Source organism: Sinorhizobium fredii USDA 257 (assembly GCF_000265205.3).
Classification (GTDB): Bacteria; Pseudomonadota; Alphaproteobacteria; order Rhizobiales; family Rhizobiaceae; genus Sinorhizobium; species Sinorhizobium fredii_B.
The window spans coordinates 2,715,033-2,740,175 of record NC_018000.1 but is presented as its reverse complement, the minus strand read 5'-3'; the positions used below and the strand labels follow the sequence as shown (position 1 = coordinate 2,740,175).

The 25,143-nt window shown below is 62.0% G+C and carries 22 protein-coding genes; 14 read left to right on the top strand and 8 right to left on the bottom strand.

The features are described from left to right. Nucleotides 1–30: 30 nt before the first annotated feature. On the bottom strand, nucleotides 31–2,067 hold the full coding sequence (locus USDA257_RS12640; protein ID WP_014763353.1) for an NADH:flavin oxidoreductase: 2,037 nt from the start codon (nucleotides 2,065–2,067) through the stop codon (nucleotides 31–33). A gap of 143 nt (nucleotides 2,068–2,210) precedes the next feature. On the opposite strand from USDA257_RS12640, the gene USDA257_RS12635 reads away from it, so the two are divergent. The 7 genes from USDA257_RS12635 (at nucleotide 2,211) to USDA257_RS12605 (ending at nucleotide 9,872) form a co-directional block, all read left to right on the top strand. Then, on the top strand, nucleotides 2,211–2,837 hold the full coding sequence (locus tag USDA257_RS12635; RefSeq protein WP_014763352.1) for a TetR/AcrR family transcriptional regulator: 627 nt from the start codon (nucleotides 2,211–2,213) through the stop codon (nucleotides 2,835–2,837). An 18-nt stretch (nucleotides 2,838–2,855) separates the two neighbouring features. Then, on the top strand, nucleotides 2,856–3,650 hold the full coding sequence (locus USDA257_RS12630) for a pyrroline-5-carboxylate reductase family protein (RefSeq protein ID WP_014763351.1): 795 nt from the start codon (nucleotides 2,856–2,858) through the stop codon (nucleotides 3,648–3,650). A 72-nt stretch (nucleotides 3,651–3,722) separates the two neighbouring features. Next, a complete protein-coding gene (locus USDA257_RS12625) occupies nucleotides 3,723–4,724 on the top strand; it encodes an ABC transporter substrate-binding protein (RefSeq protein WP_014763350.1) in 1,002 nt (333 codons plus the stop codon). Between the two features lie 90 nt (nucleotides 4,725–4,814). Further along, nucleotides 4,815–5,702, top strand: coding sequence for an ABC transporter permease (locus tag USDA257_RS12620; RefSeq protein ID WP_014763349.1), 888 nt, complete (start codon nucleotides 4,815–4,817; stop codon nucleotides 5,700–5,702). Continuing rightward, complete coding sequence (locus tag USDA257_RS12615) at nucleotides 5,695–6,771, top strand: quaternary amine ABC transporter ATP-binding protein (RefSeq protein ID WP_014763348.1); 1,077 nt, start codon at nucleotides 5,695–5,697, stop codon at nucleotides 6,769–6,771. The genes USDA257_RS12620 and USDA257_RS12615 overlap by 8 nt, the downstream gene beginning before the upstream one ends. A gap of 111 nt (nucleotides 6,772–6,882) precedes the next feature. After that, nucleotides 6,883–8,868, top strand: a complete 1,986-nt coding sequence (locus USDA257_RS12610; protein WP_014763347.1) for an oxidoreductase — start codon at nucleotides 6,883–6,885, stop codon at nucleotides 8,866–8,868. Beyond that, nucleotides 8,868–9,872: an Ldh family oxidoreductase gene (locus tag USDA257_RS12605; RefSeq protein WP_014763346.1), complete on the top strand. Its 1,005-nt coding sequence runs from the start codon at nucleotides 8,868–8,870 to the stop codon at nucleotides 9,870–9,872. Before USDA257_RS12610 ends, USDA257_RS12605 begins: the two co-directional genes overlap by 1 nt. A 98-nt stretch (nucleotides 9,873–9,970) precedes the next feature. Here USDA257_RS12605 and USDA257_RS12600 read toward each other — a convergent pair whose 3' ends face one another. Next, nucleotides 9,971–11,002, bottom strand: a complete 1,032-nt coding sequence (locus USDA257_RS12600; RefSeq protein ID WP_014763345.1) for an AraC family transcriptional regulator — start codon at nucleotides 11,000–11,002, stop codon at nucleotides 9,971–9,973. A gap of 614 nt (nucleotides 11,003–11,616) precedes the next feature. Then, nucleotides 11,617–11,712 carry a pyrroloquinoline quinone precursor peptide PqqA gene (gene pqqA / locus USDA257_RS12595; RefSeq protein WP_037399381.1) on the bottom strand — a complete coding sequence of 32 codons (96 nt, stop codon included), beginning with the start codon at nucleotides 11,710–11,712 and terminating at the stop codon, nucleotides 11,617–11,619. A 439-nt stretch (nucleotides 11,713–12,151) separates the two neighbouring features. Between pqqA and USDA257_RS12590 the strand changes: the two genes are divergently transcribed. The 5 genes from USDA257_RS12590 to USDA257_RS12570 all read left to right on the top strand — a co-directional run bounded on the left by USDA257_RS12590 (nucleotide 12,152) and on the right by USDA257_RS12570 (nucleotide 18,756). Further along, a complete protein-coding gene (locus USDA257_RS12590; protein WP_014763343.1) occupies nucleotides 12,152–13,918 on the top strand; it encodes a PQQ-dependent methanol/ethanol family dehydrogenase in 1,767 nt (588 codons plus the stop codon). Nucleotides 13,919–13,993: 75 nt separating this feature from the next. Further along, on the top strand, nucleotides 13,994–14,716 hold the full coding sequence (locus USDA257_RS12585) for a response regulator transcription factor (protein WP_014763342.1): 723 nt from the start codon (nucleotides 13,994–13,996) through the stop codon (nucleotides 14,714–14,716). Nucleotides 14,717–14,778: 62 nt separating this feature from the next. Next, on the top strand, nucleotides 14,779–15,960 hold the full coding sequence (locus USDA257_RS12580) for an FIST N-terminal domain-containing protein (protein WP_014763341.1): 1,182 nt from the start codon (nucleotides 14,779–14,781) through the stop codon (nucleotides 15,958–15,960). Beyond that, entirely contained in the window at nucleotides 15,957–18,161 is a 2,205-nt protein-coding gene (locus USDA257_RS12575) for a hybrid sensor histidine kinase/response regulator (protein WP_014763340.1), read from the top strand. Before USDA257_RS12580 ends, USDA257_RS12575 begins: the two co-directional genes overlap by 4 nt. Nucleotides 18,162–18,321: 160 nt before the next feature. Then, entirely contained in the window at nucleotides 18,322–18,756 is a 435-nt protein-coding gene (locus USDA257_RS12570) for a pseudoazurin (RefSeq protein WP_014763339.1), read from the top strand. Nucleotides 18,757–18,877: 121 nt separating this feature from the next. Here USDA257_RS12570 and USDA257_RS12565 read toward each other — a convergent pair whose 3' ends face one another. The 3 genes from USDA257_RS12565 to USDA257_RS12555 all read right to left on the bottom strand — a co-directional run bounded on the left by USDA257_RS12565 (nucleotide 18,878) and on the right by USDA257_RS12555 (nucleotide 21,846). Further along, on the bottom strand, nucleotides 18,878–19,381 hold the full coding sequence (locus USDA257_RS12565; protein WP_014763338.1) for a BA14K family protein: 504 nt from the start codon (nucleotides 19,379–19,381) through the stop codon (nucleotides 18,878–18,880). A gap of 298 nt (nucleotides 19,382–19,679) precedes the next feature. Next, nucleotides 19,680–20,648 carry a YVTN family beta-propeller repeat protein gene (locus tag USDA257_RS12560; protein WP_014763337.1) on the bottom strand — a complete coding sequence of 323 codons (969 nt, stop codon included), beginning with the start codon at nucleotides 20,646–20,648 and terminating at the stop codon, nucleotides 19,680–19,682. Nucleotide 20,649: 1 nt separating this feature from the next. Continuing rightward, the gene (locus USDA257_RS12555; RefSeq protein ID WP_014763336.1) at nucleotides 20,650–21,846 is read right to left on the bottom strand and encodes an ABC transporter substrate-binding protein; all 1,197 of its coding nucleotides are present in this window, start codon (nucleotides 21,844–21,846) and stop codon (nucleotides 20,650–20,652) included. Nucleotides 21,847–22,004: 158 nt separating this feature from the next. Between USDA257_RS12555 and pedF the strand changes: the two genes are divergently transcribed. Next, the gene (pedF, locus tag USDA257_RS12550) at nucleotides 22,005–22,691 is read left to right on the top strand and encodes a cytochrome c-550 PedF (RefSeq protein WP_014763335.1); all 687 of its coding nucleotides are present in this window, start codon (nucleotides 22,005–22,007) and stop codon (nucleotides 22,689–22,691) included. A 3-nt stretch (nucleotides 22,692–22,694) separates the two neighbouring features. Then, entirely contained in the window at nucleotides 22,695–23,594 is a 900-nt protein-coding gene (locus tag USDA257_RS12545; RefSeq protein ID WP_014763334.1) for a substrate-binding periplasmic protein, read from the top strand. Nucleotides 23,595–23,599: 5 nt separating this feature from the next. Here USDA257_RS12545 and USDA257_RS12540 read toward each other — a convergent pair whose 3' ends face one another. Further along, the gene (locus USDA257_RS12540) at nucleotides 23,600–24,355 is read right to left on the bottom strand and encodes an SDR family NAD(P)-dependent oxidoreductase (RefSeq protein ID WP_014763333.1); all 756 of its coding nucleotides are present in this window, start codon (nucleotides 24,353–24,355) and stop codon (nucleotides 23,600–23,602) included. A 15-nt stretch (nucleotides 24,356–24,370) separates the two neighbouring features. Beyond that, nucleotides 24,371–25,132: an SDR family NAD(P)-dependent oxidoreductase gene (locus tag USDA257_RS12535; protein ID WP_014763332.1), complete on the bottom strand. Its 762-nt coding sequence runs from the start codon at nucleotides 25,130–25,132 to the stop codon at nucleotides 24,371–24,373. Nucleotides 25,133–25,143: the final 11 nt, after the last annotated feature.

Genomic DNA, 25,143 nt, shown 5'->3' with positions numbered 1-25,143 from the left:
GCGGCGGGCCCAGCCGGACCCGCCTTGCCCTCAGATGTCCTTGATGAGGCGAAGCGCGTCGTAGATCGCCGCGTGCGTATTGCGCGCTGCAACTGCATCGCCGATGCGGAAGAGCTGGAATTTGCCTTCCCGGTTGCGCACCACAGTTTGCGGCTCGCCGGCCACCAGTTGGTCGTGCGATATCTCTCCGAGATTGCTCGAGGCGGGCTTCAGCTCGAAATATAGCTCATCGAGCGGAATGGTGCCGTGGTTGATCACCACCTGGTCTACCGTCCGCTGCTTTGCTACGCCGCCATAGTCGCTGCCGACATGGGCGATCAGCTGATTACCGCTCTTTTCAACCGCATCAAGCCTGAAGGTGACGGTGAAGGTCACGTCGAGCTTCTGCAGGGAGCGCATATAGGGAACAAGGTTCATCGCCATGACTTCCGGTGCGAAGGAGCGGTCAGGCGTCATGATCTCGACCTTGGCGCCGGCATTGGCGAGAAATTCGGCGGCCTGGAGACCGGCATGGTCGCCGGCGTCATCGAAGATCAGGACGTTGTTGCCCGGCTTGACGTCCCCGGAGATGATGTCCCAGGCGGAGACGACCAGCTCATTGCCCTTCGACAGGACCTCCGTATGCGGAAGCCCGCCCGTCGCGATGATGACGACGTCGGGGTTTTCGGCCTCGACGGTCTCGGCTTCCGCCCAGCTGTTGAAATTGAAGGTGACGCCCAGCTTCTCGCACTGCCCCATGCGCCAGTCGATGATGCTGATCATCTCCCGGCGGCGTTCGCTCTGCGCCGTCAGACGGATTTGGCCGCCCGGGTCGTTAGCTGCTTCGAAGACGACGACCTCGTGGCCGCGCTCCCCCGCCACGCGGGCCGCCTCGAGCCCGGCAGGGCCGGCGCCGACGACCACGACCTTCTTGCGGCGGTCGGCCTTGGCGATCGTGTGCGGCATTGTCAGCTCACGGCCGGTCGCCGCATTGTGGATGCAGTAGGCGGCGCCCCCCTGATAGATCCGGTCGAGACAGTAGTTTGCCCCGACACAGGGCCGGATGTCGTCCTCCCGTTTCTCGATGATCTTCCGGACGATATGCGGGTCGGTCATGTGGGCGCGGGTCATCCCCACCATGTCGACCTTGCCAGACGCAATCGCGTGGCGGGCGGTGGCGACATCCGGGATTTTCGCCGCATGGAAAGTCGGGAAGTTCGTAGCGGCTCGAATTTCGCCTGCGAAATCGAGATGCGGGGAATTGGCCATGCCCTGGATCGGAATCACGTCCGTTAGGCCGGCGTCCGTATCGATATGGCCACGGATAACGTTCAAGTAATCGATAAGCCCGCTTTCCTTGAGGCGCTTAGAGATTTCAAGGCCTTCCTCCTTGCCCGTCCCGCCGGGAAGACATTCATCGGCCGTGTATCGCACGCCCAAAATGAAATCTTCTCCGACGCGCGATCGGATCGCCTTCAGGACGTCGAAACAAAAGCGCATGCGGTTGTCGAGCGATCCGCCGTATGGACCGTCGAGCTCGTTCGTCAGCGGCGAGGCGAACTGGTCGAGGAGGTGACCATAGGCCTCCAGTTCAACACCATCCATGCCGCCCGCCTTCATGCGCTCGGCTGCATCGGCGAAATCCTTGATGATCCTCTCGATGTCCCAGTCTTCGATTTTCTTGGGAAAGGCGCGGTGCGAAGCTTCGCGGTGATGCGACGGAGCGACAACCGGCAGCCACTCACCCTTGTCCCACCGCGTCCGCCGACCGAGATGGGTGAGCTGGATCATGATCGCCGCGCCTTCTTCGTGCACGGCGTCGGTCATCTCCTTGATCCAGGGTACGATCTCGTCCTTGTAGGCGAGCAGGTTGTTGAACACCGGCGGGCTGTCCTTCGAGACGGCCGCCGAACCGGCGGTCATGGTCATCGCCACGCCCCCCTTCGCACGTTCCACAGTGTAGGCGCGATACCGCTCCTTGGGCATCCCGTCTTCAGGATAGGCGGGCTCGTGCGCGGTCACGATGATGCGGTTGCGCAGGGTGAGATGCTTGAGCTTGTAGGGCTGCAGGAGGGGATCGTTCGACATCTGCCGGGCTCCGATTTAGAGGTGTTCAGGAACGTAGTTGAAAATGTACACATGTGTCAATAAAGAGATCATGCAAGTCATGTTAGTTGACAGTTGTGTACATTTTTCTTGCATCGTTCTTCCCGATTTGTTAGGAGAGCGTCATGGAGCAGACCTTGAACGATAGCGGTTGGCGCGGTTCCGCGGATGTCTGGCTGGGCGCGGCCTACGAGTCCCTGCTGGAGGCCGGCGTCGAGGCGGTAAAAATCCAGCCGCTGGCGAAAAAGCTGAACCTCTCGCGAACAAGCTTCTACTGGTTCTTCAAGGACCGCGAGGAACTGCTTGATGCCTTGGTTTCGCGCTGGCGCGAGAAGAACACCGGCAATCTCGTCAAGCAGGCCGAGGCTTATGCCGAGACGGTTGCCGAGGCGATGCTGAATGTTTTTGACTGCTGGCTGGATGGCGGACTTTTCGACTCTCAATTCGAGTTCGCGGTGCGGAGCTGGGCCCTCCAGTCGCCCGAAACTCTGAAAGAAGTTCAGAACGCCGACCACCAGCGGCTCGATGCTCTGTCGCGCATGTTCCTGCGGTTTGGCTACGACGTGGCCCATGCCGATGTTCGGGCGCGTACGATCTATCTGGTGCAGATCGGATACATTACGATGCAGACGAGGGAAGACATCTCCGTCCGCATGAAACGCATCCCCGAATACGTGGAAATTTTCACCGGGCAGGCGCCTGAGCAAAGAGAGCTTGATCGCTTCTTCGCGCGGCACGGCTACTCCGGATAGCGGCGAAGATGGGTGGCGATGAGCAGCACGTTGAAGATCGGTATCATTGGCGGAAGCGGCTGGCTTGGCGGCGCCATTGCCCAGGCGATCCTCGATGCAGAGCTCACCTCCTCTGAAAACCTCACGCTGTCCTATCGACGCAAACAACCGACACGCTTTCAGGGCAGCCTCTGGACCCGAGACAATCAGGAACTCGCCGATCGATCGGATGTGATCATCATTTCGGTGCGCCCGGATGACTGGCCTTCGCTGGAAGTCGACGCGGGTGGCAAGCTCGTCATATCCGTCATGGCCGGCATCCGGCTCGACCAGCTCGCGACACAGCTAAAGACGGGGCGCGTCGTTCGTGCTCTGCCAAATGCGGCCGCCGAGGTCGGCAAATCCTACACGCCCTGGGTCGCGCCGTCGGCCTTGAAGGATGGCGATCGCTCCGCCGTGCGCCGCATTTTCGAAGCTTGCGGCAGCGCGGACGAAGTGGCAGGCGAAGCCGATATCGACTATTTGACCGGCCTGTCGGGCTCCGGGCCGGCATTCCCCGCCCTCCTGGCGAATGCGATGATGAAGGATGCGGTGGAGCGCGGCCTCTCCCCGGAAATTGCCCGTCGTGCGGTCGTGGCCGTCCTGATCGGAACCGGACGCCTGCTCGAACTGCGCGAGGGATGTCCCGCAGAAACGGTCGAAACATTTCTCAGTTATCGCGGCACGACCGCGGCAGCCATCGAGGCGATGCGCGCCGCCGGCTTTGAGGCCGCCGTCGCCGGCGGACTTCAAGCCGCTTTTACGAAATCGGTGAGTATGGGACAAAGCGCCTGACCTCCGTCGGGGCGGGTAAACGCGGCACCCCGCTCCCCCTAAAGCGCCGCAAAGAAAAAGTGGGAACGTCTAATGAAAAAGCTGCTTGCGTCTACATGTCTGGTGTTTGGCCTCATTGGTGGAGCATCGGTATCGAATGCCGCGGAGTGCGGGAGCGTCACCATCGCCAGCATGAACTGGCAGAGCGCCGAGGTCCTCTCGAACCTGGACAAGATCATTCTCAACGAAGGCTACGGCTGCAGTGCCGAGATAACCATCGGCGACACCGTGCCGACGATCACCTCGATGGCGGAAAAGGGTCAGCCCGACATCGCGCCGGAAGCCTGGATCGACCTGCTGCCCGATGTCGTCAAGAAGGGCACGGACGAGGGCCGGATCATCAAGGTGGGTTCCCCACTGCCCGATGGCGGCGTCCAGGGCTGGTGGATTCCGAAGTACATTGCCGACGCCCATCCGGATATCAAAACCATTGGCGATGCGCTGAAGCACCCGGAACTCTTCCCCGATCCGGAGGACCCGACGAAGGGTGCTATTTTTAATGGCCCGCAGGGCTGGGGCGGTACGGTGGTGACGACGCAGCTTTACAATGCGTTCGGGGGCGAAAAGGCGGGCTTCACGCTGGTCGACACCGGTTCGGCGGCTGGCCTCGATGGCTCTATCGCCAAGGCCTACGAACGCAAGCAAGGGTGGCTTGGCTACTACTGGGCACCGACGGCCCTCCTCGGCAAGTATGAAATGATCAAGCTGGAACCAGGCGTTCCGAACGACCCAGCGGAGTGGAAGCGCTGCATTACCGTTGCCGACTGCCCCGATCCGAAGCCGAGTGCGTGGCCGGTCGACACGATCGTGACGCTGGTGGCCAAGCCCTTCTCGGAGAAGGTCGGTCCCGAGGTCATGGACTATCTCAATAAGCGCTCCTGGAGCAACGAAACGGTCAGCAAGCTGATGGCCTGGATGACCGACAACCAGGCCAGCGGCGAAGAAGGTGCGAAGCACTTCCTCGAGGAGAACGAGGACGTCTGGACGAAGTGGGTCTCTCCGGAGGTCGCCGAGAAGGTCAAGGCGGCGCTTTAAACGAACTGCGTGCGGTGCGCCAAAGGCGCACCGCACACTCGCCGATAAAATCAAAAAGACTGCGACGGCTTCTTCAAAAAGGGGAACCGAATGGACTGGTTTTATGAATTCCCGCACATGAACGACGATTCCCTTCGGAGCCTGAAGAAGGCCATCGACGAAGGATTCCGTGGGTTCACGCGTGCCTATGGCGATGCCATCGAGGGTTTCTTCTCACCCTTGCAGCACTTTCTGATCGCAGCCGAACGTTTCATGACGCAGACGCCCTGGCCGATCATCACGCTCATCGTCCTGGCGATTGCCTGGGGTGCGAGCAGGAGCTGGAAGGTGGTGTTGGGCTGTCTTGTGACCCTGCTGGCCATCGGCTATCTCGACATGTGGGACGACACGATGCGGACGGTTTCGATGATCTGCGTCTGCACCCTTCTGTCGATCGCCATCGGCATTCCGACCGGCATCCTGATGTCTCGGTCCGACCGGTTGCAGCGGCTGGTGAACCCGGTGCTCGACGTCATGCAGACGATGCCGAGCTTCGTCTATCTCATCCCCGTCGTCATGCTGCTGGGTATCGGCAAGGTTCCGGGGCTGATCGCGGTGGTCATCTATGCGATCCCGCCGATGATCCGGCTTACCGACCTCGGCATTCGTCTGGTCGACAAGGACGTTCTCGAGGCGGCCGACGCCTTCGGCTCGTCGAGCTGGCAGAAGCTCAGGAACGTGCAACTACCGCTGGCACTACCAACCATCATGGCCGGCATCAACCAGACCATCATGATGGCGCTTGCAATGGTCGTCATCGCCTCGATGATCGGAGTCCAGGGTCTCGGCCAGCCGGTTCTGAAGGCGATTGCCAACCAGTATTTCACGCTCGGAATCTTCAACGGCCTTGCCATTGTCGGCATCGCCATCATCTTCGACCGGGTCAGCCAGGCATATGGCAAGAGACTCCAGAAGCACCGGGAGATCGTCCATGGCTGAGCATTTCAGCGGCATCAAGATCCGTCACCTTTACAAGATCTTCGGCCCCAACGCTGAGTCGTACGTCGACGCGGTCCATAAGGGTCTGACCAAGACCGAACTCAACGAGCGGCACGGGCATGTCCTGGGCTTGCGGGACATCAACATCGAGATACCTTCGGGGTGCATCCAGGTGATCATGGGGCTCTCGGGGTCGGGCAAGTCGACACTGATCCGGCACATCAACCGCCTGATCGACCCGACGGCCGGCGAGGTTCTGGTCAATGGCGTCGACGTCGTGAAGATGAGCGAATCCGAGCTGCGCGGGTTCCGCAGGCAGCAGACCGCCATGGTGTTCCAGAAGTTTGCGCTGCTCCCGCACCGCAACGTGCTCGAGAACACGCTCTACGGCCTCGAGATTCAGGGCATGGCGCGTTCCAGGGCCGTCGAGATTGCCATGAGATGGATCGAGCGCGTCGGTCTCAGGGGCTTTGAGACCAGGTACCCCAATCAGCTTTCGGGCGGCATGCAGCAACGCGTCGGCCTGGCCCGGGCGCTCGCCAACGACGCCCCGGTCCTCCTCATGGACGAAGCCTATTCGGCTCTCGACCCGCTGATCCGCACGGACATGCAGACCGTCCTTCTCGACCTGCAGAAGGAGATCAAGAAGACGATCGTCTTCATTACCCATGACCTCGACGAGGCACTTCGGCTCGGAGACCAGGTCGCCATCCTGCGCGATGGCGAGGTCATTCAGCAGGGTACCAGCCAGGACATCGTCCTGTGGCCGGCGGATGCCTACGTGGCGAACTTCGTCAAGGAGGTCAACCGGGGCAGGGTCGTCCACGTCGAGGCCGTCATGGCGCCCTTGCATCCGGGCTTTTCGCCGAACGGCACGACCATACCGGCGGGTACCACCATCGAGGATGCAATTCGGATGATTGCTCACGGCCCGGATAACGACGTCGCTGTGGTCAGGCAAGACGGGAAGCAACTTGGTATGGTCAACCTGCGTCAGCTCGCGGGTGCGATGGTCAACTCGCAGAGCTCCGTAATCCAGGGCAGTGGCTCCCTGACGAGGGCACTGTAGGCTCAGAGCGGCGTCGTTCAGGCTCGACAGAAGTCGCAGCACCCATGAGATCTGATGCGAGGGGGACCGCGGCGCCGCCTCTCCATTCATTCGCACTTGCGGAGAATCCGGATGTCCAAGCTCTTCCCTCGCCTGTTCTCACCCGTAGGGTTGGGGCCGCACGTCTTGAGAAACAGGATCGTGTTCGGTGCCCATACGGCGAACATGGCCGAAGGCGGCCTGCCGACAGACCGGCACGTCGCCTACTATGCCGAGCGGGCGATCGGCGGAGCGGCCATGATCGTGGTGGAACCGATGCCAGTCCATCGCGCCGCGGTCCTGACGCGTGGAAACTTCAGACCTTGTGATGACAGCGTGATCCCGCATTTCAAGAAAGTGGCGAGCGCCATCAAGGACAACGGAGCGGTCGCCATCCAGCAGCTCTACCATGTTGGTGCCCACGGCGATTCGGACAACTCCTTCCATCCGCATTGGTCCCCTTCGGGCTTTCCGAGCTATCACGATAGCGACGGCTCGCATCCGATGAGCGAGGCGGAGATCTGGGAAACGATCGACGGTTTCGTGCAGGCAGCTCGCCGGTGCCGGGAGGCTGGTTTCGACGGCATCGAGGTATGGGCCGCCTATTTCGGCATGGTCGATCAGTTCTGGACGCCATGGTCGAACCGTCGCGATGATGCATGGGGTGGCTCGCTGGAGAACCGCACAAGAATGTCGCGGGAAATTCTCGCCCGCATCCGGGCAACCTGCGGGCCTGACTTCATCATCGGCCTCGCTGTCAGCGACGAACCGGACTACAGCGTGGCGCTGACCAGAGACGAGCTTGCCGAAATCGTCCAACTTCATGACGAACTCGGGCTGATGGACTACGTGACATGCGGTTCGGGTGGCTATCTGGATTTCCATAAGCTGATGCCGACCTTCCTCTACCCCGAAAAGCTTGGGGCCGACCTTTCGGCAACGCTCAAACGCACCGTAAAGAAGGCACTGGTGATCGCCGAAAGCCACATTCGGACGCCCGAAAATGCCGAGACCGTGCTTGGCGAAAGTGCGGCGGATCTCGTATCCATTGTTCGCGGCCAGATAGCCGATCCCCATCTCGCGCGAAAGGCAAGCGAAGACCGTGCCGACGACATCCGGGGCTGCATCTCCTGCAATCAGATGTGCTGGGGCAGGCGTTCGCGCGACTACTGGATAAGCTGTCTTATCAACCCGTCCGCGGGAAGGGAATTTGAATGGGGTGGCGATCGATTTACGCCAGCGGCGGAGCCGAGGAAGGTTCTCGTCGTGGGCGGCGGACCGGCTGGCCTCGAAGCGGCCAGGGTCGCAGCGGAAAGGGGTCATAGGGTTATTCTTGCGGAAGCTTCCAGCCGGCTCGGCGGCAACTTCCTGCTCGCCGGAATGCAGCCTCGCCGCGGGCAGATCCTCAATCTCATCCAGTGGTATGAACGCCAACTGGAGAAGCTGAAAATCGATGTGCGTCTCAACTGTTATGTGGAGGCTTCCGATATCCAGGATTACGGCGCCGATTCCGTCATCCTCGCGACCGGCTCCTATTCACCTGAAACCGGGTTTCAGAAGGCGCTGCCCGCAAGTGAGACACTGCCTGGACTCGAGAAAGGCAACGTGTTCGCCGTCGAGGCCGTTATGGCTCGACAGGTAAGACCTGGAAAGCGCATCCTGCTCCTCGATGAGGGCGGGGGCTGGCGCGGCTGCGGCACAGCGTGGAAGCTCGCCGAGGACGGTCACGAAGTCATTATTCTTTCGCCGGACCCGTTCATCGGCAAGGAACTCCAGCGCACCACGGCCGACGTGCCGCTTCGGCGCATCCTGAAGAAGCTCAGGGTCAAATGGTTGTTGGAAGCCAGCGCTCTCGAATGGCACGGCAACGGCGCAACAGTTGTGGACCACAACAGCGGAGAACAGTCCTTCGTCGAGGCAGATTGTCTCGTCCTTGCCACGACAAACATGCCGGCCAACTGGCTGGCCGAAGCGTTGGCAGCTCAAGCCACACCATTCGTTCAGATCGGTGACTGCGCGGCTCCGCGCCAAGCCCCTTACGCATTCTACGAAGGCAGGAAGGTCGCATTGGAGTTGTGATGGCGGAGGAGAAGGCAAGACTATCTGTCGCGGAAATCCGGAATATAGCAGCGGATGCCTGTCTGGCATGCGGAGCAAGTGCAGCGACAGCGAAGTCGCTCGTCGAAGCGACCTTGTCCGCTGCGCTTCGCGGCCGGCCCGAGGTGGGACTTCCCCATTTCATCGATTACCTGAGGAGCTTCGTAGAGGGGCGCATCGACGGAAAGGCACAACCGCGCATGCAGCATCCGCTGCCCGCTTTCATCCACTCCGACGCCAAGGGCGGAATCGCCCAGCTCGGCTTCGATCTAGCCTTCGAGGACCTGGTCAAGCGGGCACGAACATTCGGCGTGGCAATCTTTTCGCAGAGGAACAGCTACACCGCCGGCGAGCTGGGCTACTATGTCCGACGTCTTGCCGTTGAAGGCCTGGTGTCGATGGCCGTTGCGAATGCGCACGCTTTGATGGCCGCCGCGGCCGGCGGCAAGCCGGTATTCGGGACAAATCCACTCGCTTTCGGGGCTCCTTTGCCGGCACCGCAGGCTCCGCTGATTATCGATCAGGCTGCCAGCGCCACGGCATTCGTGAACATCGTTCGGGCAGCGGCAGACAACGTCGCCATTCCCGAAGGGTGGGCGACCGATGAGGCGGGAGCAGTGACGACCGATCCCGCCAAAGCCATTCTTGGCGCACTCCTGCCGTTTGGAGGTTACAAGGGCGCCAATATCGCACTGCTTGTCGAAGTCCTGTCAGCCGGACTTTCCGGAGCAGCATGGTCCCTCGATGCGGGAAATTTTCGCTCCGGCAATGAGCCCCCGAATGTGGGCTTGACGGTCATCGCGATCGCCCCCGCCGCCGTCGATCCATCCTTTGCGCTTCGCAGCGCTGACCATTTCGGCCGTCTGCAGGAACTCGGGGTCCACATTCCCGGCAGCGGATCGGCTGTGGAGGCGCCCAATGACGCGGATGAGATCGAGATCGATGCCCGTCTTCTCGAAGAAATTCGGGGCTTTCGTTCCGGCTAAGGGAGGCGAGCTGTCGCGCCCACGGGCAAGACGGGATCGACAACGGCAAAGTGAATCCAGGCCATCTCGCTCGGGTACATTCGAAAGCGCTGCTCTTCTCAAAGTTGTTTCACAACCTCGGAGCGCACCCAACTGGAGCCGCCCACGCGCCGTCTTGTGTCGGAAGGGTTTTCGCCATACGTCGCCCTGTAAACAGCGGAAAACCGCCCGAAATGAAAGAAGCCCCATTTCAGGCAGATCTCCCTCATTGCCTGATTGTTGTCGGGATCGAGCAGGTCCTGTCGTGCTGCGCGCAGACGAAGCCTGAGGAGATAGGCGGCGGGCGTGGTGTCCCTGAAGGCACGAAAGCCGGTTTCGAGGGCCCGGACAGATACGCCCGCCGCTTCGGCGACCATTGGCATCGTAATCGGCTGATTGATATTGGCCTGCATGAACTCGATCGCCCGGCGCACATGGCGAGGGGCGATCAGGCACGGCTTCTTCTCCAGCAAATGCGACAGCCGGTGGGGGACCAGACGCACCACCACGTCTGCCAACGCCTGCGTGACATGCGCCATGGCGATCGGCGACTGCAGCAGGGGGCCATTGTTGCGTATGCCGCCCATGATTGTTTCCGTGAGATTGCCGATCAACTGGCCGGCCGGCGTAGACAAGCTCACCTCGGGCAACAGGTCGAGAGAGCCGTCGAAAGGCGCCTCGAAAGTCTGACCCAATGTCTGCAGGACGACAGACCAATTGATCAGCAGCTCGTCTACAACGTTTTCTTCGCCGCGCATGATAACGCTGTTCGGCTCGAAATTGTTGTAGAGAAGCAATCCTCCTTGCCCCGTCTCGGCCGTACGGGGTCCATAGGTCACCCCCATGCCGCCGCTTCGAGGCACGACAATCGACAAATACTCGGTCGTATCGGCGGTTGGCTCGATATGGAACTGGAAATCGGTCTGATGATAACCGGTGATCAACACGGCGCTGTCAGACACCGAAAAATCGATCCCCCAACGGAAATCCCGAGCCTGGCTGATAGGCTCGGCATCAAATGTGCCAAAAGCGCCGCCAAGCGTTTCAATCATGCTGTCGAACGACGAACCGCGAAACTGAAACGAGTTTGGTGCAGTGCTGCTATCCGACATGCGACTCCCGGTTTTCACCCTCCAAGCGGCCACAACACACGATGAGGGATGGTGTAGGTAACTTCCTCGCACCAAAGCGCCGCGATGGACACATGGACCTTGCGGGCCGCGGGGGCCGCAGGTCGGGCATATGCCCCCGCTTCCGCGATGCCGACAATATGGGCGAAGTGTTTCGATGAGCCCGATCGGAAACTATGACGCGGGATGGGAGCATAGAGCCGGCAAGATCATTGCGCAACAGCACTCCACGCCGACACCAACGGTGGCCCCGTGCCGCCTGCATGGCCAAAACCGCCCAGGTTCCCTCAGCGGCCGCGGAGAACCAAATCGGCCGACGACAGCGCCAGCAGCCGATCCGTATTCCCCGTCAAGCCTTCTCACAGCGGCGATCGAACGCAGACCGGATCCTGCAGGCCTTTGGATAGCTGGAGTGATAGTCGGCCGGCACATAGTCGATCTCAACTATGCCTTCGTATTTGCGGTGGGGCCGCAACCGCAATTCTATTGTGGAAGCCGCCGCCAGCGGCGGCCTCCAGGACGACGACACGAAGATCGGACGTTTTCTTCATTGGCTGACCTAACGAATTGCCCGCCGACCAACGTTTGGCGGAGCGTCAAAAAAGGACCGGCTCGCTCCCGTCCGCGGGGGCGTAGCGGGTGATTTCCATAGCGCAGCTGACGTCGATGAATTTTGGTGCATGCCAGGACATGTTTTCTCCATTCGCTTCAGGCAGTTGGTGTGTTCGCTCCGGCACTTGCAGGCGCCGTTACGGCCGGGTCGAACACGGAGCCAAGCGTCGTTCGTCGGAACGACGCTTGGGTGAAAATCCGGAACGGCTTTCTGCCGCACCGGCAAGGCCCGGCAACGGCGCCGCCGGGCTTTTTCGGGATCGGCTGCCGCAGCTAAGATCGAATGGATCAGCGTGACAGAACCTCCCTTTCCGTGCCGAGGGTAGCAACCAGGCGGGGCCTCGCAATACGACCTAGGGACAATCGATATCGGGTTTGATCTCGGGGTTAGCCCACTATTGGCCGGCCCCTCCCGCCATTACGACCAAGGTGCAATATCCCCGGCTTTGTCGCGGGAGGATGATCGGTGCTGCCAGGCGGTTGCGGCTCACGCAACGATTGCGAGGGAAGGAGAAGGATATGAACAGATTGATGCTGACTGCCGTGACGGTGCTGTCACTGGCGGGACTGGCCAAGGCCGAGGTGACGGAGGAAGACCTCGCCAAGGACGCCACCACGGTCGGCGACGTGCTCACCAACGGTATGGGCAGGGGGCTGCAGCGCTACTCCCCCCTCGAAACACTGAACAAGACCAACGTCAAGAACCTGCTGCCTGCCTGGGGTTTCAGCCTCGGCGGCGAGAAGCAGCGCGGACAGGAAAGCCAGCCGATCGTCCATGACGGCGTGATGTATATCACCGCCTCCTACAGCCGGCTTTTCGCCATCGATATCAAGACCGGCAAGGAGCTCTGGCAGTTCGACGCGCGCTTGCCCGAGGGCATCCTGCCCTGTTGCGACGTGATCAACCGCGGTGCCGCCATCTATGGCGACAATATCTATTTCGGCACGCTCGATGCCCGTCTCGTCGCGCTCAACCGCAAGACGGGCGATGTGGTCTGGAACAAGAAGATCGCCAATTACAAGGAAGGCTACAGCTATACGGCCGCGCCCTTGATCGTGAACGGTCTCGTCATCACCGGCAATTCCGGCGGCGAGTTCGGCATCGTCGGCGAGGTGCAGGCCCGCGACGCCAAGACCGGCGAACTGGTATGGACCCGTCCGGTCATCGAAGGGCATATCGGGACCTACAAGGGCAAGGAAAGCTCCATGACCGGGACGCTGAACGCGACCTGGCCGGGGGACCTTTGGAAGACCGGCGGCGGCGCCACCTGGCTCGGTGGCTCCTACGACGCCGATACGGATACGCTGGTCTTCGGCACCGGCAACCCCGCTCCGTGGAACAGCCATCTGCGCAACGCCGGCAAGCCGGTCGAGGGCAACAAGGGCGACAACCTCTACGCGGCAAGCCGCCTTGGCATCAACCCGGAAAACGGCGAGATCAAGTGGCACTTCCAGACGACGCCGAGGGAAGGCTGGGACTTCGACGGCGTCAATGAAGTCGTCCCCTTCCTCTCCAAGGACGGCACGAAACGTTTCGCGACCGCCGACCGGAACGGCTTCTTCTATGTCCTCAACCGCGAGGACGGAAAATTCGTTGCCGCCTATCCTTTCGTCAAGAACATCACCTGGGCGAAGGGTATCGATGAAAACGGCCGCCCGATCTATGCCGAGGAGAACCGCCCCGGCGATCCGACGTCCGCCGCCGATGGCGGCAAGGGGCAGCAGGTCTTTTCGGTTCCCTCCTTCCTCGGCGGCAAGAACTGGATGCCGATGGCCTACAGCCAGAAGACCGAGCTCTTCTATGTGCCCTCGAACGAATGGGGCATGGACATCTGGAATGAGCCGATCTCCTATAAGAAGGGCGCCGCTTATCTCGGGGCCGGTTTCACCATCAAGCCGCTGTTCGACGATTACATCGGCTCGCTGAAGGCGATCGACCCCAACAGCGGAGAGATCAAGTGGGAATACAAGAACGCGGCGCCCCTATGGGGCGGTGTCATGGCCACTGCCGGCGGCCTGGTTTTCGTCGGAACGCCCGAGGGCGAATTCAAGGCGCTAGATGACGAGACAGGCAAAGAGCTCTGGTCCTTCCAGACCGGCTCGGGCGTGGTCGGCCAGCCCATCACCTGGGAGCAGGACGGCGAGCAATATGTATCGGTGATCTCCGGTTGGGGCGGTGCGGTCCCGCTCTGGGGCGGCGAGGTAGCCAAGAAGGTCAATTACCTCAACCAAGGTGGCATGGTTTGGACCTTCCGCTTGCCGAAACAGCTGGCTTTGGCAAAATAGGGAAAAAGGGCCGGGTTTGGTTGCCCGGCCCCTTGACCGTTGCGACAATGGCAGAACGGTGCGGGGCGCTCTCAGATGATCATCATCCGCAATACATTCCAGGCACCGCGACCGAGTTCGCCGGTGCTGCCCATATTCAACCCTGTCGAATTGCGATCGGCACTGATCGTCGACGATCATCCCCTGTTCTGCGATGCGCTTGCGATGACTTTGAACGGGCTCGTCGGGATTGAAACGATCGAGTCCGTCGGCACGCTGGAAGCCGCTCTCACCCGTCTGGATCAGGATACGCGGCCGGATGTCGTTGTGCTCGACCTCAATCTGCCTGACGTCAACGGGCTGGATGGCGTCGTGCGGCTCCGCCAGGCGGTCCCCCATGTACCGATCGTCGTCGTCTCGTCACTGGACGAGTTGCGGGTAATCCGCGCCTTACTGAAAGCGGGCATCAACGGCTTCGTACCGAAGCATGCTGCCCGAGACGAATTTCGTGCCGCCTTCGCGGCGATCGCGCGAGGCGAAATCCATGCCCCGCAAATGGCCTTGGAGCCGGGCAGTCCTTCACTATCGGACGAGGCCGTCGCCCGGTTGGGGCTGCTGACGCGGCAACAGGCGAAAATCCTGCAACTCGTCTGCGCCGGTCTTATGAACAAGCAAATCGCCTACGAACTTTCCATCGCCGAGACCACGGTGAAGGCGCACGTTACCGCGATCATGCGCAAACTTGGCGTCCAGACACGCATGCAGGCCGTCTTGTTCGCGCAGGAAGCGCGATTTACGGCACTGACGCCGGAGGATTGACGCTCCGGCCCCTGCCCTCGAGAGTTGCCTTAGCGCTGAATGCAGTTGGCGGAGGAGGAGGAATGCGGATATCCGATGGAAGCGGCGCGGTGCGCGACGCGATCGTCCGACGTGCCAGTACGACGGCAGGCGATCCGAATGCCGTCGAGACCCTGTCGCGTCAATTGGGATCGGGACCGTTCTCGCTGATCATGCTTTTCATGTCGCCGGCAGCCGACCTGGTGCGCCTGCCGATCGAAGCAGCGCGGATCTTCGATGGCGTCCCGATCGTTGGCTGCACCACCGCGGGCGAGATTTCCGACGCCGGCTATGACGAGGGCACCATCGTCGCGCTCGCCCTGCCCACGGAATATTTCCGCGTCGACACGGTCACGATCCCCGACCTGATGCGGCTCGATCCGCCCGCGCTTGCCGCCGCCCTCGTTCGCACGCGCACGGCAATGGCCCAGCAATATCCCGAGCTGGCGCATGAATTTGCAATGCTGCTCGTCGACGGGCTGTCGCAGAAGGAGGACGAACTGACCTCGGCGCTTGCCGCCGGCCTCGGAGCGACACCCATGCTCGGAGGCTCGGCTGGCGATGGAACGCGTTTCGACCGGACCTACGTGCTCGATGGTCATCGACTGTCGCGCAACGCGGCCGTTCTAGCGCTGGTGCGTACGGAATGCCCGGTCCGCGTCTTCAATTTCGACCACCTTATCCCCACCGAAAAACGCATGGTGGTCACCGAGGCCGATCCGCACCGCCGCATCGTCCGCCAGATCAATGCCGAACCCGCTGCGCGTGAATACGCCCGCCTCGTCGGCAAGGACCCGCAGCAGCTCACCCCCTTCACCTTCGCGGCCAATCCCGTCGCGGTCCGCATGGGTACGCGTCACCACGTGCGCGCCATCCGTCAGGTGATGGAAAACGGCGATCTTGTCTTCTTCTCGGCCATCGACGAGGGCGTGGTGCTGACGATCACCGAGCCGGCGGACATGCTCGGCCAGCTTAAACGCGAACTCGCCGGCCTGTGCATGCCGGAGCGGCCAACGGCGATCCTTGCCTTCGACTGCATCCTGCGCCGGCTGGAGGCAGAAGAGAAGCAGGTCATCGGCCGGGTTTCCGGGCTCTTGCGCCGCTATGGCGTCATCGGCTTTTCCACCTATGGCGAACAGTTCGGCCCGATGCATGTCAACCAGACGATGACTGGCCTCGCCATTTACCCGCCGGGCACCACCCTACCCGAGAAGGTCTCGGAATGACCCGCATCTCCGACTGGCTCATCGATCCTGCCGACAATCCCGAACGCAATACCGCCAAGCTTCTGACCATCGCCGAGGTGCTGATGCGCCAGGTCGAGCAGGCATCCGGCGAACGCGGGATCGCCTACGAGCAGTTCCAGCGCGCCGCCCAGTTGGAAGAGCGGGTGCGGCAGCGCACGTCCGACCTTGAATCGACGCTGCGGATCCTGAACGAGACGAATGCGCGCCTCGCCGAGGCCAACCGCGCGACCGAGCGGGCGCGCCGCAACCTTGCCGATGCCATCGAGGCGGTGGAAGAGGGATTTGCCCTCTTCGACGCCAGCGAAACCCTGGTGATGTACAATTCGCGCTTTTGCTGTGATCTCCAGGACGTGCGCGCCATGCTTCATCCGGGCCTGTCCTTTGCGGACTATATCGAGGCCTGTAGCCGTTCGCGCTTCCTCGCCTTGCCAAAGGACGAGGGGCCTGCTGAATGGATGGCAACACGAATAGAGCGCCACCGCACGCGCAGCGTCTTTCAGGTAGCGCTTGCCGGCGACCGCTGGCTGCAGGTGAGCGAACAGCCGACTTCCGACGGCGGCACGGTCGTTCTCCAGACGGACGTTACGGAAATCATTCGTATGGAGCGAACCGAACGGGGCAGGATGCTGGATGATCAAGCCCGCCTGATCCACGCGACGTTGGAACATATCAACCAGGGCATATGCATCTTCGACGCGGCCGGTCGACTGGTCGGCTGGAACGAACGGCTTCGCCTGTTGCTCGACATCCCGGTGACCGTGCTGCGCACGGGGACCGGCTTCGACACGCTGCAACGCTGGATTCACCGCGACGGCGAACTGGTCAGTTCCATCGCACCCTCGGAGCTTTTCTCCTGGGCCGTCCAAGAGACGCAAAGGCCGCCGCTTTTCCTGGAGATCCGCCGCGCCTCGGGCGTGATGCTCGTGGTCTTTGCCGAGGAGACGCCGGATCGAGGCTTCGTCATGTCGTTCAGCGACGTGACGCGCGAACGCCAGGCAATCCAGGCAATGCAGCGCGCCAACGCCTCGCTCGAGGCGCGGGTGGCTGCCCGTACCGAAGATCTGCGCACCGCTCTCGCCGATGCAGAGCGCGCCAATTCCACCCGCGCCCGGTTTGTCGCGGCCGCCAGCCACGACCTCCTGCAACCGCTTTCCGCCGCCAAGCTTTTTGTTGCCTCGGCCCGTGACGAAACGGAAAACGAGCACGCCGGCGGCACTCTCGACAAGGCGCACAAGGCGCTGGCAAGCGTCGAGGCGATCCTCGGCGCCCTGCTTGACATTTCGCGCCTGGACGAGGCGGTTGTCGAGATATCACCTGTCCGTCTTGCGCCGCTGTTTGCGCAGCTCACCGACGAATTCGCACCCGTGGCGGAACGCAAGGGGTTGAGGCTTGCCATACTGCCCTGCGCGCTGACGGTCTTCAGTGATCCGAGCTATCTCAGGCGCATCCTGCAAAACCTCATCAGCAATGCGATCCGATATACACGCACCGGCCGCGTGCTTGTCGGTCCGCGGCGCGTGCCGGGTGGCGTACGGATCGAGGTGCACGACACTGGCCCCGGCATCGCTCTCGAGGACCAGGTGGCGATCTTTCGCGAGTTCCACCGTCTGAACGCCTCTGCATCCGCCTCGGAGGGTCTGGGACTCGGCCTGGCCATCGTCGAGCGCGCCTGCGCACTGCTCAATCACCGACTGACGCTCAAATCGACGCCGGGACGCGGCACCTGCTTTGGCGTCGAACTGGAGCAGGCACCTGCACGCGCCGCTGCGAGCTACCCTTGCTGCGATGCTAGCGAGGATGGCACGACGGCCGACGTTGGCGACCGCATCGCCCTTCTCGTCGAGAATGACGAGGAACTGCGCCATGCGATCAGCCTGGTTCTGGAGCGACGAGGGATTACCGTTCTGGAGGTGGCAAGCGGCGAGGAAGCACTGGAACTGGTCGACGAGATGGGCATTGTTCCCGATCTTTACCTGGTCGACCAGCAGCTCGGGGACGGACTGACGGGCATCGAGACCTTGACGGCTCTCAAGACACGTCACGGCGACCGACCGGCAAGGATCATCACCGCCGACCGCACGCCGGGTGTGCGCGAGGCCTGCGCCAAAGCCGACGTCGAGATCATCTACAAGCCCCTTGACCCGGAGGTGCTTGAAGCGTTCGTCACCAGAGGGGGGTGAGGAAAGTGTGACGACCCTTTGCTGCTCGTCGCTCGCCTCAACCTATTGCAATAATTACCTTTTACTATCCTGCAGACGCCGACCGGCACCAAGGTCGCATTGCCTGCCCGCCGTCTTTCATGTTTCCTTGCGGACAATCGAAAACCCCAGGGAGAAGCGAATGCTGACAAGAATGAGAATCGTTGCCGCGTTGGTGCTGATGGCAGGCGGGGCTCATGCCGCGGAGCACGAAGTGAAGATGCTGAACAAGGGAGAGAGCGGGGCTATGGTCTTCGAGCCGGCCTTCGTGAAGGCCGCTCCCGGCGACACGATCCGCTTCGTGCCGGTGGATAAGGGTCACAATGTCGAGTCGATCAAGGGCATGCTGCCCGACGGCGTCGACAAATTCAAAAGCAAGATTAACGAGGAATATGTGATGACGCCGACCGTGCCCGGCCTCTACGGCGTGAAGTGCTCGCCGCATTTCGCGATGGGCATGGTGGCGCTGATCCAAGTGGGTGACGTACCGGCCAATGTGGAGGCCGTGAATGCCGTGAAACTGCCGAAGAAGGCTGACGAAAGGCTGAAGGCGGCGCTTCCCGCCCCTTCCAATTGATCTCAAGGGAAGCTTGCGGCGCCGCGGGATTGATCGGCCCGCGGCGCTGGTGCTTTGCCGATCGGTGCTACAGCGCCGTGTTGCGCCCAAAATCGGACAAGAGGCTATCGCCGGTCCGCCATCAATAGTAGGGCGAGACGCACGCCTGGCGCGGACCGTAATAGGGCTGGAACGTGTTGTCGTAAGCCCTGTAGGACCGATAGCGCGCGAAGCACCAGCGCGTATGCGCATTGCCGCCATTATAATAGGTCTGGCGGTAATAGCGTGGCGCGTAGTAGCGTGGGCGGTAATAGGTCGGGCCGTAGTAGCCTTGATCGTAGTAGCTTTGATCATAGTAACCCTGATCGTAGTAGCTGGGGCCATAATACCTCGGCTGCGCCAGCAGCCCACCGAGGATCGCGCCGGTCGCGAGCCCGCCGAGCGCCCAAGCCCAATCATCATCGCCACCGTTGTGGTGATGCCCGCGGTATCCGCCGCGATAGCCACCACGGTAGCGCCTGTACTGGACTGTCTGCGCCTCCGCTACCTCGATCTTTGGCGCGACAACGGTGGGAAACGCCATGGCCGGCGGAACGCTCGTCAGCGCCGTCGCCAGCGACAGGGCAACGATTGCTAACCTCGTCATTGGCTTCACCTTTCCTCTACAGCGCCGCACTTGGAACATGACGCACAAAGGACGCTGCAGCATTTGGACTTGCTGGATTATTTTGTGCTCAAACCGACGTCGGTTCAACGAATTTCCAGTAGCAGCATAGCATTCCCTTCAAATAATGCCCTCGCACGGCACCGCACCCCTCGATTTGGACCTCAGCGTGGCGTGCAATGTCCAAATGCGGCCAAAACGGGATTTCCCTTCCTTTCCCCGGCGACCGGTAGGACCGAAACCGGTATACCGGCTCCACTCCCCATATTCGCCCGGTCTCTCACGGGCGGCTCGCGGCTCCCCAGGGATATCGGCCGACCTTGATCGATTTGACGGCCTCGCGCGAGGCCACATCGATCACCGTCACGTCGCCCGAGATGCCGTTCGTTGTGAAGAGCTGGGTGTGATCCGGCGAAAAAGCCATGTGCCAGACGCGCCGGCCGACCAGGATGTACTCATCGACCTCGAAGGTCTTCATGTCGACCGCGGCGACGTGGTTTGCCGGACCGAGCGCGACGAAGGCTGTCTTGCCGTCGGGCGTGAATTCGAAGCCAACGGGCTGGATCAGGTCGTCCTTGACGCCGGTGATGGCGAAGCGGATCTTGGCCTTCTCCGACCGGGTCGCGACATCGAACACTGTCACGCTGCCTCCGATTTCGGAGGACACCCAGAGCTCCTTGCCGTCCCCGGTGAACTCCGCATGGCGAGGACGACTGTCGACGAGTGTGTTGGCGAAGATCTTCATCGTCGCCGTATCGATCCAGTGCGCCATATTGGTCGTCTCTGAGGTCGTCACGACGATCTTGCCGTCGGAGGAAACGGCCATGCCTTCCGGCTCTATGCCGACATTGATCTGGGCCACGACCTCCCGCGCGTCGACGTCGACCACCGTCGTCACCGCATCGTCCTCGTTGGCGATCCACAAATGCTTGTCGTCGGGGGCGAGCACGAACTGCTCCGGATCTTCTCCGGAGGGCAGCTCGTAGAGGATTTCGCCGGTCGCCGGATCCATCACTTCCACGGCGTCGCTGTCGGACGCGCAGATATAGACGCGCGAATGGTCGGAGTTGAAGGTGATCCCGCGGGGCCGCTCGCCGGTCGGAATAGTGCGGATGACTTCGAACGTCGCGGTGTCGATCACCGAGATATCGTCGTCCTTCTCATTGGTTACCCAGATTTCGCCGGCTGCAGCAGTAAAGGCAAACGCTGCGAGAGGGAGCGCAACGAGGAAAAGGCAAATCCGTCTCATTTCAGCCTCCGAATGCCTTGCACGTGCTTTCCGCGCGGTCGAGACCAAGCGTGTCCATTTCGTTTTCCTGATGCAGGTAGTCGTCGAGGGGCGTGAGCTCCACGAGTGCACGGCCGTTGACGACCGGCATTGGCTGGCGCAACTGGCCATTCCAGCGCCGATAGGTGAGCGAGCGGCCCTTGAAACCGTCGAGTGCAAAGGCATCCGACAAGATATAGGCCCTGAGCTTCGTGGGATCGGCGGAGTTGATGCGCGTTACCGCTTCGCCGACGCTGCGCAGAGCCGCCCAGGCGGCGTAATCGCGCGGCCGCATTTCGCGCTTCGCCGCGCTCTCGAAGCGGTTCTGCAACTGAACGGCCCCCCATTGTTCCAAAACGGGCGCCCAGCCCTCGCCGCGCAAGCCCTCGGAGCCGGCGACCGGACGCGCCAGCCAGGTGTTATCGGCGACATAGCGGGCAAAATCGTCTGCCTCGTCGGCGACAAGCAGCACATCGTGATCCGGAAGGTCCTGGGTGAATAGCGGCACCTCTTTCCCGGCCGCTCGCCGCACGTCGGTGTCGAAGGTCCACAGTTTGTCGGCAAGGATCTCGACACCGAATTTCGCCGCTGCCGCGCGCAATGTGGCGGCATAGGCCTCGTCCTGCTGTCTCGGCCCGACAATCATGGCCGTGCGTGTCCAGCGCCGCGCCCTCAACATCTGCATCAGCGCATCGGCACGCATCGCGTCCTCGGGGATGGTGTGAAAGAGGTTGGCGCGACAGTCGGCGTCACGCAGGCGGCGCTCGCCGGATGCAACGTTGAAAAGCAGCGCGCCGCCGGCCTCAGGCAGATCGGCGACGTTTAACAGGCCTTCGGCGGGAGCATCGATAAAGAGCACGGACGAGGTGACGAGCGCCGCTTTCGCGCTCGCAGCAAGATCCCCTCCCGGGGCAACGGAAATCACCTTCAGCGTGTAGTGGTGCCCGAGGAATCCTCCGGTCGTCTCGGTATCGGCAAGGGCGACCTTCGCCCCGGCAATGCCGAGGTCCTCCGGAATCGGGTCGAGGTTCGACAGCACCGGCGGCGCCTGCACCTCCTGTCGCAGATAGGTCATGGCGACGGTTGTCTCCGCCCGTGCCGGACCGAAAACGCCGACAAGCGCGATCAGCAGGCTCGCGGAGATTTTCCGTCTGATGCGCACTTTCGAGACTGTCGGCATTGGGAACTCCTCCTGCTGCAGACCTTAGGATGCGAGCGGAGAAGAGAGGAATACGACCAAGGTGCCGTGCCCGGCTGCGACATAGGTCGTATACCGCGGCCGCGGCGATGAGCGGTAAGAAAATGCCGATCGGAACGAAGTCTTGCCAGGGAGGAAAGATGTCCACGAACCGTATCCGCGCCGGACTTGCGGCGCTTGCACTGCTCGCAACCGCGACGATCGTCGTTGCGCATGGCGACGTCGCGCCCCAGCCCATCAACACCGACGCACTGCCAGCGGTCGGTGAGGAATGGCTTACGGAGAACCCGTATCGCGAAGAGAAGGTCGGGCGCGACGTCTGGCTCAAGGCCGTCGAGATCGGCGCTTCCGGGTACAACCAGAACTGCGCCCGCTGTCACGGGCTGGGCGCCGTATCCGGCGGGCTCGCCCCCGACCTCCGGCTGCTGGAGGCGGCGGAATATGGCGACGAGTGGTTCGTCGAGCGTTTCCGCCTCGGTTACACGCAGGATGGCACGACCAAAATGCCGGCCTTCGGCGACATTCTCGGCCAAAAGGCTGCCTGGGCGATCCGCACCTATATCGAGACTCGCCCGGAAGACGGGGCGCTCGACGCTCACGCGGACCGGCTGCACGAGGTGCGCAACGAACTTGCCGCCGCCAAGATTTCCGATCCGAAGGCGCTGAAAGCCGAGCTCGAAAAGATCGCAGCTGAAGTCAAGACCGCGTCCGGTGCGCCGGTTGCTGACAGCGTCGCCTATGAGGCAGCCCGGGTGCTGAGCGATGCGCCGGAGAGCTGGAAAAAGGCAAGCGACATCTTGACTGTCGGACTCTCGGCATCGGAGTGAGCCATGCACGCTCCTCGAGCCACAATGCTCTCGGCACTGGCTTGGCTTATCCTGCCGGCCGTGGCCTTCGCGCGCTGCGAGGGCCACATGCCGCAGCCGAAACCGCAGAACACCTTTTCCCAGGACGTCGGACGCTCCTTCGACAGAATCGTCGAAGAGGGCTGGATCGAGTTCGCCGTCTACGAGGATTTCCCGCCATGGTCCTATGCGGAGAAGGGCGAAGTGCGCGGAGTCGACGTGGAGATCGGCCGGCTTATAGCCGCCGCGCTCGGTGTCGAGCCCCGCTTCCGTCCCGTGCAGGCGGGCGAGACGCTCGACGCCGACCTGCTCAATTATGTCTGGAAGGGAGCGGTTGTCGGCGGCCATGTCAGCGATGTCATGCTGCATGTACCCTATGACAGCGACTATGCCTGCCGGATCGAGCAAGTCACCTTCACCGGGCAATATGCGCGGGAGGCGATCGCAATTGCCTATGACAAGGCCGACTATCCCGAAAAGGGACCGACGCCGCCCTTCTTCCGTTACAATAAGGTGGCGGTGGAAAACGACTCGATTTCCGATTTCCATCTGACTTCGCTGCTCGGTCCGGTGGACAAGATCCGTCGCTACCGCAACACCGTGCGCGCCGTGGAAGCGCTCGCGGACGGCGAGACCATGGCCGCGATGGGCCCGCGGGCAGAGCTTCAGGCGGGCATTACCGCGCATCCGGTTGCCGCTCTGGCGGTGCACGAGCCGCCGCTCGTCGGTTTGGCGCGCGGCAAATGGACTCTGGGCGTCGGCGTGAACTTCCAGCACAAGGATCTCGCCTATGCCGTCGACGACGCGATCGTCGCGGCACTTGCCGACGGACGGATCGCGGCGATCTTCAAGGCCCGGGCACTGACCTTCGAGCCTCCTATGTGATAGCTTCAGGCAACTGCCTGGGCGCCGGTTATCTCGACGAGCGAGCCGCACATGAAGGCGGCCTCGTCGGACGCGAGGAAGGCAACGAGGGCGGCGACCTCCTCCGGTTTTCCAATCCTGCCGAAGGGAACGAGCCTGTCGAGATCGGCGATCGTTCGCCCCGACCGCCTCATCCCCGCTTCGAGCATCGGCGTGTGGATTTCGCCGGGGCAGACGGCGTTTACGCGGATTTTGTCCGGAGCATAGTCGCGCGCCAGATTCTGCGTGAAGGCTGCCACCGCCGCCTTGGTGGTGTTGTAGGCGATATGGTTCGGCGCCGGGTAGAGACCCCATTGGGAGGCGGTGTTGACGATCGCTCCACCGCCAGCCTCGATCATGTGCGGAATTGCTGCACGGCAGAGGTGGAACATCGAATCCACATTGACCGCAAAGCTCGCATGCCAGTCGTCGTCTGTCAGCGACAAGAGGTTGCCGCGCCGGTTGATGCCAGCATTGTTGACGAGAATGTCGACGCGCTTCTTCCGGTCGAACGCCTCTGCAATCAGGCCGAAGCAGGGTTCCTTCTGAGAAATATCGGCGGCGATGGCGATGGCGGAATTGCCTGCTGCAACGATTTCGTCCGCCACGGCGCCCGCTGCTTCGCCGTTCACGTCGGAGACGACGACCAACGCTCCCTCGCCCGCCAGCCGACGCGCAGTGGCCGAACCGATGCCGCCGCCCCCGCCAGTGACGACGGCAACTTTGTCTTCGAATCTTTTCAAGTTCCGCTCCTCGAATTATCGAATATAGCTGCCGCCGTTGACGTCGAGCGTCGCGCCGCTCAGCGAACGCTGCGAAGGCCTGAGCGCGAAGGCGACGAGTTCGGCAATCTCGGAGACCTCGGCCATCTCGCCGATCGGTATGTCGGCAACAGCCGCCTGCTTGCCGAATCTTTCCACGAACTCCTCGGCCATCTCCGTCCGGACCCAGCCGGGGGCGATCGCCAATGCGACGACGCCATCGGCGCCAAAGCTGCGGGCGATCGATTTGGTCAGATTGATCAGCGCCGCCTTCGTTGCACCATATGGCAGCGCATCGGCCGCATAGCCGCGCTGTCCGGCACGGCTCGCCATGTTGACGATCCGCCCGCCGCCACGCGCCTTGAAGTGCTGCAATGCCTCCTTGCAGAGATCGGCCGCGGCAAAGAAGTTCACCTGGAACTCCCTCTGCCAGGCTTCCCTCCAAATGTCGGCATCGGCGTCGATCGAAATCTCGGTTCGGATGCCGGCATTGTTGACGAGGGCATGGATGCGACCGACCGCGGCTTCTGTTTCCTTCCAGAGGCTGAAGGCGCCGCTCGCTTTCGAGAGATCCGCCTGGACGATCGATCCTTCCCCCGAAATGCATTCGAGCAGCGCTTCGGCCGCGGCTACGTCGCGCCCATAGTGGATTATTGGATGAGCACCCTCCTCCGCCAGACGCTCGACGATAGCAGCGCCGATGCCACCGGAGGCGCCGGTGACGAGGATATTCTGGCCCCGAAGAGGTCTCATGGTCATCGCTCTTCTCC

Coding starts and splice junctions, on each gene's coding strand:
- USDA257_RS12635 (WP_014763352.1), top strand. CDS start 2,211: ATGGAGCAGACCTTGAACGATAGCGGTTGGCGCGGTTCCGCGGATGTC.
- USDA257_RS12620 (WP_014763349.1), top strand. CDS start 4,815: ATGGACTGGTTTTATGAATTCCCGCACATGAACGACGATTCCCTTCGG.
- USDA257_RS12640 (WP_014763353.1), bottom strand. CDS start 2,067: ATGTCGAACGATCCCCTCCTGCAGCCCTACAAGCTCAAGCATCTCACC.
- USDA257_RS12560 (WP_014763337.1), bottom strand. CDS start 20,648: ATGAGACGGATTTGCCTTTTCCTCGTTGCGCTCCCTCTCGCAGCGTTT.
- USDA257_RS12590 (WP_014763343.1), top strand. CDS start 12,152: ATGAACAGATTGATGCTGACTGCCGTGACGGTGCTGTCACTGGCGGGA.
- USDA257_RS12545 (WP_014763334.1), top strand. CDS start 22,695: ATGCACGCTCCTCGAGCCACAATGCTCTCGGCACTGGCTTGGCTTATC.
- USDA257_RS12555 (WP_014763336.1), bottom strand. CDS start 21,846: ATGCCGACAGTCTCGAAAGTGCGCATCAGACGGAAAATCTCCGCGAGC.
- USDA257_RS12605 (WP_014763346.1), top strand. CDS start 8,868: ATGGCGGAGGAGAAGGCAAGACTATCTGTCGCGGAAATCCGGAATATA.
- pqqA (WP_037399381.1), bottom strand. CDS start 11,712: ATGTCCTGGCATGCACCAAAATTCATCGACGTCAGCTGCGCTATGGAA.
- USDA257_RS12535 (WP_014763332.1), bottom strand. CDS start 25,132: ATGACCATGAGACCTCTTCGGGGCCAGAATATCCTCGTCACCGGCGCC.
- USDA257_RS12630 (WP_014763351.1), top strand. CDS start 2,856: ATGAGCAGCACGTTGAAGATCGGTATCATTGGCGGAAGCGGCTGGCTT.
- USDA257_RS12565 (WP_014763338.1), bottom strand. CDS start 19,381: ATGACGAGGTTAGCAATCGTTGCCCTGTCGCTGGCGACGGCGCTGACG.
- USDA257_RS12575 (WP_014763340.1), top strand. CDS start 15,957: ATGACCCGCATCTCCGACTGGCTCATCGATCCTGCCGACAATCCCGAA.
- USDA257_RS12610 (WP_014763347.1), top strand. CDS start 6,883: ATGTCCAAGCTCTTCCCTCGCCTGTTCTCACCCGTAGGGTTGGGGCCG.
- USDA257_RS12580 (WP_014763341.1), top strand. CDS start 14,779: ATGCGGATATCCGATGGAAGCGGCGCGGTGCGCGACGCGATCGTCCGA.
- USDA257_RS12585 (WP_014763342.1), top strand. CDS start 13,994: ATGATCATCATCCGCAATACATTCCAGGCACCGCGACCGAGTTCGCCG.
- USDA257_RS12625 (WP_014763350.1), top strand. CDS start 3,723: ATGAAAAAGCTGCTTGCGTCTACATGTCTGGTGTTTGGCCTCATTGGT.
- pedF (WP_014763335.1), top strand. CDS start 22,005: ATGTCCACGAACCGTATCCGCGCCGGACTTGCGGCGCTTGCACTGCTC.
- USDA257_RS12570 (WP_014763339.1), top strand. CDS start 18,322: ATGCTGACAAGAATGAGAATCGTTGCCGCGTTGGTGCTGATGGCAGGC.
- USDA257_RS12615 (WP_014763348.1), top strand. CDS start 5,695: ATGGCTGAGCATTTCAGCGGCATCAAGATCCGTCACCTTTACAAGATC.
- USDA257_RS12600 (WP_014763345.1), bottom strand. CDS start 11,002: ATGTCGGATAGCAGCACTGCACCAAACTCGTTTCAGTTTCGCGGTTCG.